Annotated in this window: 9 protein-coding genes and 1 pseudogene; 2 read left to right on the top strand and 8 right to left on the bottom strand. The window is 27.4% G+C overall.

Going from position 1 to position 13,054, the window contains the following annotated elements; genetic code table 11:
* Window positions 1-96 precede the first annotated feature (96 nt).
* The 3 genes from asd to znuB form a co-directional block, all read right to left on the bottom strand.
* The gene (gene asd / locus K0T98_RS01335) at window positions 97-966 is read right to left on the bottom strand and encodes an archaetidylserine decarboxylase (protein WP_225639661.1); all 870 of its coding nucleotides are present in this window, start codon (window positions 964-966) and stop codon (window positions 97-99) included.
* 2,372 nt (window positions 967-3,338) lie between these two features.
* The gene (gene dnaC / locus K0T98_RS01330) at window positions 3,339-4,085 is read right to left on the bottom strand and encodes a DNA replication protein DnaC (RefSeq protein ID WP_225639615.1); all 747 of its coding nucleotides are present in this window, start codon (window positions 4,083-4,085) and stop codon (window positions 3,339-3,341) included.
* 2,183 nt (window positions 4,086-6,268) lie between these two features.
* On the bottom strand, window positions 6,269-7,054 hold the full coding sequence (gene znuB, locus K0T98_RS01325; RefSeq protein ID WP_225639614.1) for a zinc ABC transporter permease subunit ZnuB: 786 nt from the start codon (window positions 7,052-7,054) through the stop codon (window positions 6,269-6,271).
* A gap of 837 nt (window positions 7,055-7,891) precedes the next feature.
* On the opposite strand from znuB, the pseudogene znuA reads away from it, so the two are divergent.
* Window positions 7,892-8,811, top strand: a pseudogene (znuA, locus tag K0T98_RS03095) (zinc ABC transporter substrate-binding protein ZnuA); the annotation flags it as partial.
* Window positions 8,812-8,824: 13 nt separating this feature from the next.
* Window positions 8,825-10,159, top strand: a complete 1,335-nt coding sequence (gene mepM / locus K0T98_RS01315; RefSeq protein WP_225639613.1) for a murein DD-endopeptidase MepM — start codon at window positions 8,825-8,827, stop codon at window positions 10,157-10,159.
* Window positions 10,160-10,168: 9 nt separating this feature from the next.
* On the opposite strand, the gene rplQ is transcribed toward mepM, so the two are convergent.
* The 5 genes from rplQ to rpsM are packed head-to-tail and all read right to left on the bottom strand — an operon-like array spanning window position 10,169 to window position 13,015.
* Window positions 10,169-10,534, bottom strand: a complete 366-nt coding sequence (gene rplQ / locus K0T98_RS01310) for a 50S ribosomal protein L17 (RefSeq protein WP_225639612.1) — start codon at window positions 10,532-10,534, stop codon at window positions 10,169-10,171.
* A 44-nt stretch (window positions 10,535-10,578) separates the two neighbouring features.
* Window positions 10,579-11,568 carry a DNA-directed RNA polymerase subunit alpha gene (locus K0T98_RS01305; protein ID WP_225639611.1) on the bottom strand — a complete coding sequence of 330 codons (990 nt, stop codon included), beginning with the start codon at window positions 11,566-11,568 and terminating at the stop codon, window positions 10,579-10,581.
* Between the two features lie 25 nt (window positions 11,569-11,593).
* On the bottom strand, window positions 11,594-12,214 hold the full coding sequence (gene rpsD / locus K0T98_RS01300; RefSeq protein ID WP_225639660.1) for a 30S ribosomal protein S4: 621 nt from the start codon (window positions 12,212-12,214) through the stop codon (window positions 11,594-11,596).
* Between the two features lie 31 nt (window positions 12,215-12,245).
* A complete protein-coding gene (gene rpsK / locus K0T98_RS01295; protein ID WP_225639610.1) occupies window positions 12,246-12,638 on the bottom strand; it encodes a 30S ribosomal protein S11 in 393 nt (130 codons plus the stop codon).
* 20 nt (window positions 12,639-12,658) lie between these two features.
* On the bottom strand, window positions 12,659-13,015 hold the full coding sequence (gene rpsM, locus K0T98_RS01290; RefSeq protein ID WP_225639609.1) for a 30S ribosomal protein S13: 357 nt from the start codon (window positions 13,013-13,015) through the stop codon (window positions 12,659-12,661).
* Window positions 13,016-13,054 lie beyond the last annotated feature (39 nt).

The following is a 13,054-nucleotide window of genomic DNA, read 5'->3' as shown; positions in this document are numbered from 1 at the left end:
TAAAATAAAGCATATAGATATAATATTTTTATTTAGTAAAGAGATTTTATCTTTTATATTATTAAGTTAATCTTAGAATATTTCTTAGTATTTTATTTATCCTTTTGTTTGTGTAAGAGTTGCTCTTTGCGCAAAATCTCCACCCATAATAATCTTAAATCCACTGATAAAATTTGGAGTAAATTGAATATGATTAGCTGTAAATAAATTTATAATAGTGGATCCTAATTTAAAATATCCCATCTCTTCTCCTTTTTTTAACATAATCACCCCGGTACCAGTACTAGGGTAAGTCCATCTCTTAACAATGCCTTCACGAGTTATATTTACAGTTCCTGACCATGCTGTTTTAATACTACCTACAATAGTAGCACCCACTAAAATTTGTGCCATTAAGCCAAAATCCGTTTTAAAAATACAAATTAAACGTTCGTTACGAGCAAATAAATTAGGTATATTTGAAATCATCAGGAGATTGACAGAAAATAACTCTCCTGGTACATAAATCATCTCTTGTAGTATACCGTTACATGGCATGTGTACCCGATGATAATCTCTAGGAGAAAGATAAATAGTAGCAAAATGACCATCTTTAAATTCTTCTGCTAAGAAGTAGTTACCTGCCAGAAGTGATTCAAGGGAGTAATCATGCTTTTTAGCCTGTATAATTTTACCTTGTTTTATTTTACCTAATTGGCTAATTATACCATCTACAGGAGATACTAAATGATCAGGATTTTCAGTAACTGGACGTATACCATAACGTAACTGACGAATAAAAAAATCATTAAAAGTTTTATAGTGCTCAGGATTTGGATATAAAGCTTCCTTCATATTAACTTTATAATATTTGATAAAAGTTTTAATAAATAACTGAGTAAACCATCCAAACTCTTGATCTGCTACCCAACCAATAAGATGAGTAATAATTTGTTTAGGAAGTAAATATTGAAATTTAATTTTCATTTTATCGAACACATTAACCTCTTCTAATAGGTAGATATCGTTATCGTTAAATATTATAAATAAAATATACGCTGTCTAAATATATTATTTAAAATTATTTTTACATAGATATATATCTTAAAGTTATAGAAACTCATATTGTAGTAATCTACTAATTAAGTATATTTACGTTTTAATTATAATTAACATATTATATAATTTTTTGTTTTTAGAAAGTAAGTTATCTTTAGGCAAAAAATATTATATAGGTAATATAATGGAAGTATTTTAAAATACTAAATTATATTACATGGTGTTTGATAGTTAAAATTACTTTTTTAAATAAAAGTAAAATTTTACTAAAAAATTAGTATAATAAATAATTAGAAGTACTACTAACTAATAGTAGACTATAAAAAAATTTGTATTTAGTGAATATCAAAAATAAAATATTAATTAAATAGTTTAAACATAAAAAAATTTTATTTTTAAGATATATATAAAATATGTCTTTTAACTATGTAGCTAACTAAATAATTTATGTTATTCTACGCATGATATGTTTTTATTTTATAAAATGTTATATTATAAAATAAATTATAAATTTCAACACACTAAATAAAAATTTATTTTTATTACTGTAAAACACTTTATTAGGTCTTTATAATATATTAAGTATTTATACTATGTAGTATATTCAGTACTAAATAATCTATTATAACCTCTTTAAAACTAAAATATTAGATATAACTATCAGATTCAATATAGATTATATAATTATATAAAATGAATTGATTAAAATAATAAGTTTAGCGCTATTTTTTATAAAATAATTATATATAATATATAGAAATAATACTTAATTCATAGAAATATTATTCTAGGGACTTACTTATATTATGAAGTTATAGTTACTCTTATTTACCTAACTGATATTTATTAAAAATTATAAAAGTTAAAGTATTGTATAAATAGCGCTGTAATGCATCTTAATATTATTATAATGAATAGGTATATATCAATAAAATTTAATGTAATATACAAGACATAACTACTTAAAGCTTAAAGTACTTATATAACAAAATGTTGATATAGATATAAATACTTCCTATGAATAGCTGTTTGTATCTATTCAGTATATACTTATAATAAGTAAATGGTTTATTTTTCTCTATGATAAAATAAATAAATTATACGCTATGTTATGATAATATCATTTATTTAAGTAGTTTTAGTTAATCTAATACCGCTTGAACAAATATATCTATATTTTCATGCAATGCTGTATAAGACATAAGATCTTAAATAGATATTTTGATATATTATGTAAATCTAGACTGAACAGAAGATATCTGATATTTATAAGTACAAATAAAAAGTATTATATTTACTTTGCGTACTTTAGATAAATGGTTTAAGAATTATGATAGTTAAATAGCTATACTAACTATTTTTGTTACTAATAAATTAGAAAATTAGTGGAGTAATATTATTACTCTTAATACTCTACTTATAAATTAACTTATAATCTATTTTCTAAAAACATTTTTATTAATGATAATATCTTATATAACAAATAAATATAGTAATAATATTATAAAACCATAGTATATTTATCTATACTTAATATAGAAAAATAAAGTAAAGACTTAAATATATATTACATATTAAACATATAAATATTAGTATTAAATTTTATTAATTATATAAATAATTCTTATTAATATTAATAATATAAACTGAAAAAATATAATCAATTATTTAAATTATTATAGATAAAATAAATAAATAAATGACTAATCTTAATAACTCATATATAATATTGCAAGTCAGTTTTCATTATTTAATAATGACCGGATAATTAATTCTATTAATAATTAACACATTATTATTCTTAAATATATTGTTGTAGAAAAAAAGATAAAATATAAATTACCTAAATTTATAATATTTTTATACATATCAATAGGTATTCTACGTTACTACTTAATATGATACCGCATATATCAGTTGTTTATGTGATCGTCAATATTTTATTTTATTATGAAAAATTCTATTCTAGAATATATAGAAATATACTTGATTTTAAAAATTATTTTATATTAACTATTATTTACTGTAGGATATGAATAATCTTATTATATATTTAAATAATAAAGGTATAAAATAGTATATAAAACATAGTAGAATATGTATTCTACATATTAAAGTTAATACAAATACATCTATTATCAACATGATTGATAATTCATAACATTCTTAACATCTAATAATAAATGAGATATTTATCTAAAATAATAAAAGAAATAAGTAATACTAATATTACCTCTTCACAATAAAACCCTTTAAAGGATATAGTTAAACACCTACAAATATTACCAGGTTACTTAATTTTAGTATTCATTACCAACTACCCTGCTACGATAGCTTTCCCAATCAAAATTAACCCATAAACTATTACCTAAACTCATACGATCTATAACACGTTCACCTAAAAGAGCATTCATATTTTGTATATTCAAGTTAGAAAGCATACCCGTAGGACGTTTTGAAGAAGATCGTCGATCGACTATTTGGTTGATGATAACTTTTTCATAACGTGATTCAGTCTGCACACCAATTTCATCAATCACCAATAGATCAACTGAACTAATATTTGTTAATAAACACTCTTCTGTAGTATTACTGTTACTATTAAATGTTCTTTTCATACTAGACATTAAATCAGCTACTGTTATAATAAATACCGATTTATTACGCAAAATTAAATTATTACTAATGGCTACTGCTAGATGGTTTTTACCAGTTCCAGGTTTACCTGAAAATACAAAACTAGCAATATTACCATCAAATTCATTAGCGTACTGACGAGCACGTTTTAAAGCTAAACTCTGCCCTTTACACTCTATTAGATAATTATCGAATGAGCAATTCATATGTAAAGAACGTATGCCAGAGTTTTTAAATACACGCTGCATCTTCATAGCCTGATTTTCTCTTGCAATAGCTTCTGAACACTTACGTCCCTCCTTCTCTTGCCATATACGCCATTCTTCAGCATTTGTGAACTTAGGAATAATATGGGTAGGCATTATTCTTTTTAATTTCTGCATGAGATTCATGCTAGTAATATCTTTCATTATAACCTCTAACACTTTAGGCGCATAATAGTACTTTTACCTATTTAATTAATACTCTAATATAATGGAATGTAATGTAATTAAACTTACATTGTATCGTGGATATTATACGCTATTTTCTAATTTTTATTATGGATAGAATGATTTACTTTTGAAAGCATAAAAAGAGACTAAATGACGATTTATTGTCTTTTTATTTACTTCAGATAATATAAATTTATACTGATAGTTTAATTAGTATTAATAGAATATTTACTTTTAAAGAGTAATTCTTATTATTCTATTTAATAAATATATCTCCAAAATAAATTTATTAATATCAATTACTGTATTATAAAAATAATCGTGTGATAAAAATTAATAACAATACACTATAACTGTAATCAGTACTGATATTTATCATTCTGTATATCTTTATATAAAAACAAAATTTTAATTACATTATATACTGAATCAATATGTATAATCTAAGTTATACTTTACTTTACTTTTAACTATATAGTATTATTTATAATAAAATGAATGATTTCAAGAAATTATAATAAGGGTATATAATTACTTATTATATAATAATAAGCTTATTTTACCTTATTTTACTAAATTTAATACAAGTTATAACTTTTAATTATATAAAAAATTATTTTAATAGACAAAAATTATAATAATAAAAGTATTAACTTAAGATCAGAAGCACAGAAAATTTATATACGCATATAACCATAAAAATTAATATAATTAACGAGAAGAAATGAAAAAATTTATTAAATTTTTTAATAAATAAATTTTAGTAAATTACTGCTATAAAAATTAGTCACTGTAATTTCTAGTTGTTTTTCTATTCATAAGTATACACTGTTGATAAACATAACTATTTATTTAAATTACCTCAACACTAAAAGACTATTATGGCTAAGTAGTTAGATTATTAAGGGATGATTCTTTAATCCTAAAAATATTATCCTATAAAAATTAATACTAATCATTCTAAAGATAGAATTTTTCTTTCATTCACTATATCTAAATAAAGGTCTTTTATGTTAGTTACTTACTACAATATAATTGTATAATATATTATTTCTAGAATAGAAATACACTTTCTCCTAATAATAACAGTAAATATACTTTTGCATTATTAAATATATGATAAAAATCAAAATATTAAGTTATTCTGTAAGAATAAATGCTATATTATTGATCAATAAAATAGATAATATACAAAAAATTATATACTTGAATCACGCTACTAAACTACAGATTGGTGTAAATATTTTACGTATGTATTATATATACACTTATATATATTGAAAATATATCTTTATTTCTCATTAGAATATTATTAAATTTTCTTAATAAAGTATATTCAAAAAATTAAATGAGTAGTTAAGAATAAGTTATTATATATAATATTATTTTTTCTTATTATATTTACGGTATATCATTAAATAGCGAATTCAAGATTACTAATGCTTATAATTTTATATTATAACTAAGGATTATTACCATAAATTATTATTAATTAGTAATTAAGTTTAATTTGTTATAAAAATATGATTAAGATTTCTTTTGAAATATTTATATATATAAAACTAATAGTCATCCCTCAAAATAATCTAAAAAAATTTAAGAATAAAAACAAAGATTTGTTATTTTATAAAAAATAATTTTTTTATTAATGTATGTTTTCTGTTAAATAAATGCCGATGAAATTTAGTTAATATAATATCTATTTTTTTAAAAATAATCTTTAAAAGATTAACTTACAGAAGTTATATATTATAAAAATATAAATTCATAGTATTTTAAATTTTAGGACTATCACATATAAAATATGTTAGATATTAACAACAAAACGGGTATGATTAAATCTTTTTTATAGTTTACTCTTATTCAATACTATAAATAATAAAATTATTTAAATTTTCAATATATGAAAGACATCATCTTTGGTGCGCATTATTCTTATTAATACAAATAAAGAAAAGACATAAAGATATTGTAGGTACCTTATAATCTTGTAGGCAATATATAAAAAAATATTAATACTTTAATCCTAATAAAACTAATTTTATTAAATTTAAACCTCTTTACTAATTATTATAAATTTTTAATACATAAATCTTGTGGGATTATTACCCTTCTTTAACTAAAAAATATATATTTGATCCTTTAATATATTAGTAATACTAAATATTATTTTTCTTATTTAAACTAATAACAAACATCACTGTTGCGCATAGAACTACTGCAGGACCAGCAGGAAGATCGTATAAAGCAGAAAATGTAAGACCTCCACTTACTGCTAAAATACCTATTATAACTGCTATACCTGCCATCTGCTCTGGTGTTTGAGAAAAATGACGAGCAGTAGCAGCAGGAATAATGAGTAATGACGTAATAATGAGAGCACCAACAAATTTCATAGCTAACCCAATGGTTAAAGCAGTTAATAACATTAGTATCATGCGAACACGTTCAAGTTTTACTCCGTCTACATAAGCAAGTTCTGAACTAATAGTTACTGAAAGCAAAGGACTCCATTGATACCATAAAATAACAAGAACAATTATAACACCAATAGCAATCATTAGGATATCTTTATAGGTGACAGAAAGTAAATCCCCAAATAAATAAGCCATAAGATCTACACGTACATTAGACATTAATGAAGCTAATACTAAACCTAGTGAGAGCGCGCTATGAGCCATGATACCAAGCAAGGTATCCACACCAATCGTTAGACGACTTTCTAACCATACCAAACCTATAGCTAACGGCAAGACTACTATGATAACAGCAATAAAATGATTAACATTAAATAATAAGCTCAATGTTACACCTAGTAATGAGGCGTGTGCTAACGTGTCACCGAAATAAGACATACGTCGCCATATAATAAAAGAACCTAGAGGACCTGCTATCAATGATAATAATATTCCTGCAATCCAACTAGGAAGAAGTAATTCAATCATTACTACTAATCCTCGCTATTCTTTTATATTATATTTGTCTATAAATATTAGTAATATATTATACTTAAAATAAAACATCCTCCTTTCTTTTAATTTGAATAACTGAACGACAGCTATAAATCTATATATAGAAATATCTTAGATATATATAAAAAATAAAGTTAGATTTAATTTTGTAAATACTATATAATAAAAATATAATTTTGTTTAAAACGTAGTAGGTAATTTATATTACAAATCTAATTAATCATACATTATAAATTTAATAAAATAATAGCTAACATTAAATTATATACTATATATAATAATTATATACAGCAAAACTAGCGCTAATAATATTTGTTTATTTATTATATATAACTAATGATTTATGTAATATATTTATTTAACATACTAACTAAATATACATACATTCTATATAATGAATATCTAAAATACTTAATAACAGTATTGTAATGACATTTTTATAAAAAATATCATAATTAAATTATTTTATAGTATTAGTTAAATTTTTCTAAAATTCATCTCATCATATTAAATAATATTTACTAAAATTATTAATTATTTATAATTTAAGCAAAAATTACTAAATAAAATACCTTTATATGTAAAGATGATATAAATAAAATTTTATCTCATGTGCTTTAAAACAATATGAATACGTTATTATCATTAAACTGATATATATTTGTATAATATATAATTTATGCATTGTTATGGTAAATAATATATATAAATTAATAAAGATAATTTGATATGATACATAATAAAAATTGGTTTCAGTGCATAATTATTTTCTCTGTATTAATACTCAATGCAAGTATTTATTGTGCTAAAGCAACGATATTAACCTCTATAAGACCGTTGGGATTTATTGCATCAGCAATTGCTGATGGTATAATAAATACTGAAATTTTACTTCCTAACGGTTCTTCCCCACATAATTATGCACTAAAACCATCTGACATAAAACGCTTGCATGATGCAGATCTAGTTATATGGGTAGGACCAGACATGGAGTATTTCCTAAAAAAAACTACCCAACAGATAGAGAGTAAAAATAATCTTATTTTAGCTAATCTACCTAATATTCATAGCTTACTCATTGCAGATAATAAAGAACATAATATAAACACCACACCGGTGGTAACATACAATAAAAAGGAGTATAATTTTTTTTTAGAAAAAATACTGAAAATAATACTAATTCTATCATAAAAAAACATAAAGATTACCATCGAGGCCAGTATAACCTGCATATTTGGTTATCTCCAGAAATTGCAAAACAAATTGCAATTTCTATTCACAACAAATTATTATTACAATATCCAAATTATAAAGATAAATTAGATGTTAACCTACGTAAATTTGAAAAAAAATTAGAACAAACACAAAAAAATATTGTTATTATGCTACAACCTGTGCAAAATAAGGGTTATTTTGTATTTCATGATGCCTATGGTTATTTTGAGAATGCATTTGGACTGAAACCTTTAGGGTACTTTACTATTAATCCCGAGATTCAGCCTGGTGCACAACGTTTACATCAAATTAAAACACAACTAGTTAAGCCAAAAGCTATTTTTACTGAACCACAGTTCAGGCCGGCAGTAATAGAGGCGATCGCGCAGGGGTCTAAAGTATGCCATGGAACTTTGGATCCCTTAGGAAGCGCAATTGCATTAGGTACTGATAGTTATATGAAGTTTTTAACTCATCTATCAAAACAGTATTTAAGCTGCCTGAGTGGAGATTAAGAGGAACATCCTAGTGCAGCAGATAGCGCGAACTATCGCCCTAGCTTATAACAACTTACCCCGAAAACATAGAATTATGCTAGAATTATTAACTGTTATAACTCTAGCCATTTCTATTGGGCAATCATTTATTTACCAATCAAATAGCGGTAATAACACTGTTAATAGTATTTATTTAGACCACAAACAATTAAAGACAATTAATAATGAAGCGAGTGAACCAATCGATCAACCAGCTCCAGAAAATGAAATTAGTACGGACGAATTAGAAGATAAAACAGATAATAATTCTGATACTCATGACTATATAGTTACTGCAGGTGATACTCTTGGAAGTATTCTAACTCAGTTTGGTATGGATATATCTGATGTTTATATGATTGCTAAAAATAATTTAGCACTCCGCAATATTAAGATAGGTCAAACTATTTCATGGACTGTAAATAATATAGGAGAACTTCAACAATTAAAATGGAAAGTTAATAGTTATGAAACTCGTCTTTATACTCTGATTAATGGTAAATTTCAAGAAACCATCGAACCTCAACAGGGAGAGTGGAAAAATAAGGTTTTTACCGGAAAGTTAAAGGGAAGCTTTGTAAATAGTGCTCGTATTGCAGGGCTAAGCTATATTGAAGCTAATGTAATTATCAAGATTTTACAGTGGCAAATGGATTTTCGCAAATTACATCAAGGTGATCAATTCGCTGTACTAATTTCTCGTGAAGAATTAGACGGTCGTAATATACAAAGTCAACTACTAGGTATAAGAATTAATACCGGTGGAAAAGATTTCTACGCAATACGGGCTGAAGATGGAAAATTCTATGATCGTCAGGGTGGTGGTTTAGCAAAAGTATTTATGCGTTTCCCTACAATTAAACATTTTCGCATTTCATCTAACTTTAATCCACGACGAGTAAATCCTGTAACTGGACGTATAGCACCTCATCGAGGTGTAGACTTTGCTATGCCTGTAGGAACCCCAGTATTTGCAGTAGGAGATGGTGAAATTATAATTGCAAAGCACGGAGGAGCAGCGGGTAATTATATTGTTATTAGACATGGTAGCCAATATACAACACGTTTTATGCACCTTAAAAAGATCCTTGTAAAACCAGGACAAAAAGTTAAGTGTGGTGATCGTATAGCTTTATCTGGTAACACGGGGCGCTCTACAGGTCCACACCTTCATTATGAATTTTGGTTAAATAATCATGCTGTAAATCCATTAACTGCGCAGCTACCAAACTCTTATAAATTATCAGGAAGTGAACGAAGAGCGTACTTAATACGTGTAAGCCAAGTTGTACCTAAACTACAAAACTTTAATATATCACTTGGATAAAAAAGAATGTTACTTAACATTACGGTCAACCAGTTCAATATAAGCCATAGGTGCCTTATCCCCTGTACGAAAACCACACTTAATAATACGAGTATAACCACCAGGACGGTTGGAAAATCGCCGTCCTAGTTCGTTAAATATTTTTGATACAATTTTATTGTTCCTAGTATGAGAGAATATTAATCGACGATTAGCTATGCTATCAATCTTAGCAAAAGTAATTAATGGTTCAAACACACGACGTAGTTCTTTGGCTTTTGGTAGGGTCGTTTTAATTATTTCATGAAGTACCAAGGAACTAGCCATATTGCGAAACATAGCTTTACGATGACTACTATTACGATTTAATCGACGACCAATTTTGCGATGGCGCATAATATTTTATCCTTTTATTAAAATAATTAAAATAAATTATTTAATTATTCTTCAGTAATGCTAACTGGTGGCCAGTTTTCAAGACGCATACCAAGAGATAAACCACGTGAAGCTAAAACATCTTTAATCTCAGTAAGAGATTTTTTACCTAAGTTAGGTGTTTTTAATAATTCAACTTCGGTACGTTGTACTAAATCTCCAATATATTGTATAGATTCTGCTTTTAGGCAATTAGCAGAACGGACAGTTAATTCCAGATCATCAACAGGACGTAGTAGATTTGGTTCAAACTCTGGTTTATCTTCTTTTACTTCAGGTTGGTGTACGTCACGTAAATCAACAAAAGCTTCAAGTTGTTCAGCTAAGATAGTAGCTGCACGTCGGATTGATTCTTCAGGATCAATTGTACCGTTAGTCTCCATTTCAATAACTAGCTTGTCTAGGTCAGTACGCTGTTCTACACGAGCTGCCTCAACATTGTAAGCAATGCGTTCGACAGGGCTGTAACAAGCATCAACTAGCAGCCGTCCAATGGGACGTTCATCTTCTTCTGCATGAATTCTGGAAGAAGCTGGTACATAACCACGTCCACGCTGAATTTTAATACGCATACCTATAGATGCATTTTTATCAGTTAAGTGGCAAATGACATACTTTGGTTTGACTATCTCAACATTACCGTCATGACTAATATCGTTAGCAGTTACAGGACCAATACCAGATTTATGTAACTTAAGAATAACCTCATCCTTACCTTGGACTTTTACAGCAAGTCCTTTTAGATTTAGTAGTATTTCTAAAATATCTTCTTGCACGCCTTCCTTAGTACCATATTCATGTAATACTCCATCAATTTCAACCTCTGTTACTGCATAACCTGGCATAGATGAAAGCAAAATACGGCGAAGTGCATTACCAAGAGTATGTCCAAAACCCCGCTCTAAAGGCTCAAGGGTCACCCTGATATGCGTTGAACTTAGCTGTTCTATACCAACTAAGCGCGGTTTTAAAAAATCTGTTACAGAACCCTGCATTATATCCTCTCTTTTATACTAAGCTTTATTTGGAGTAAAGCTCAACAATCAGGTGTTCGTTAATATCTGCAGATAGATCGGAACGTTCAGGATTACTTTTAAATACACCTTCCATCTTAAAAGCATCTACTTGAAGCCAGGTTGGATTCTCACGTTGCCCTGATAATTCCAGGGCAGCCTTTACACGAGATTGATTTTTAGCTTTCTCACGTACGCTCACAATATCTCTAGGAGATATTTGATAGGAAGCAATATTAACAACGCGACCATTAACTACTACTGCTTTATGGCTAACTAACTGACGAGCTTCTGCGCGAGTGGCACCAAAACCCATACGATAAACTACATTATCTAAACGACCTTCTAATAATTGTAGTAAATTTTCACCAGTATTACCTTTAAGTCGAGCTGCTTTTTTATAGTAATTATGAAATTGACGTTCTAAAATACCATAAATACGACGAACTTTTTGCTTTTCACGTAATTGAATACCATAATCAGATAGGCGCATTTTGCGTGCACCATGCTGGCCAGGTGATTGTTCAATTTTACACTTAGTATCGATCGAGCGAACTCCAGACTTAAGAAATAAGTCAGTGCCTTCACGACGGCTTAGCTTGAGTTTAGGACCCAAATATCTTGCCATTTTATTTCTCCAACAATCCGAAGAAATGACGTTATACGCGACGTTTCTTAGGGGGACGACAACCATTATGAGGTATAGGAGTAACATCAGTGATATTAGTTATACGAAAACCAGCTGCATTTAACGCACGTATAGTAGATTCACGACCTAAACCAGGTCCTTTAACCATGACATCTAAATTTTTAATACCGTACTCTTTTACTGCTTCAGCACAACGTTCTGCTGCTACTTGTGCAGCAAAAGGAGTGGATTTGCGAGAACCACGAAACCCAGAATCACCCGATGTTGCCCAACCTAATGTATTACCATGACGATCTGTTATAGTAACGATAGTATTATTAAAAGAAGCATGGATGTGTGCTACACCATCTAATATTTGCTTGTTTATACGCTTATTACGTACACGAATAGGTGTTTTTGACATTTTATTTAATCATCCCTATTTTATTTCTTAATAGGTTTACGAGGACCTTTACAGGTGCGTGCGTTGGTCTTAGTGCGCTGACCACGAACAGGTAGACCGCGACGATGACGCAAACCGCGATAGGTACCAAGATCCATTAGGCGCTTAATACTTAAGGTTATTTGACGACGTAGATCACCTTCTACGGTATATTTGACAACTTCTTCACGAAGATTATCTATTTGCTCTTCAGAGAGCTCACTGATCTTAGCATTTTTAGCAATACCAATTGTCTCACAAATAGTATGTGAACGGTTCTTGCCTATACCGAAAATAGCAGTTAACGCTATAACAGTATGTTTTTGATCAGGAATATTAATGCCTGCTATACGGGCCACTATTCACTCCTAAATTTTTTTATACAACAGCAGCACTCT

The sequence above is a fragment of the Candidatus Profftia sp. (ex Adelges kitamiensis) genome, from assembly GCF_020342455.1.
Classification (GTDB): Bacteria; Pseudomonadota; Gammaproteobacteria; order Enterobacterales; family Enterobacteriaceae; genus Profftia.
This window is presented reverse-complemented; position numbering and strand designations above follow the sequence as displayed.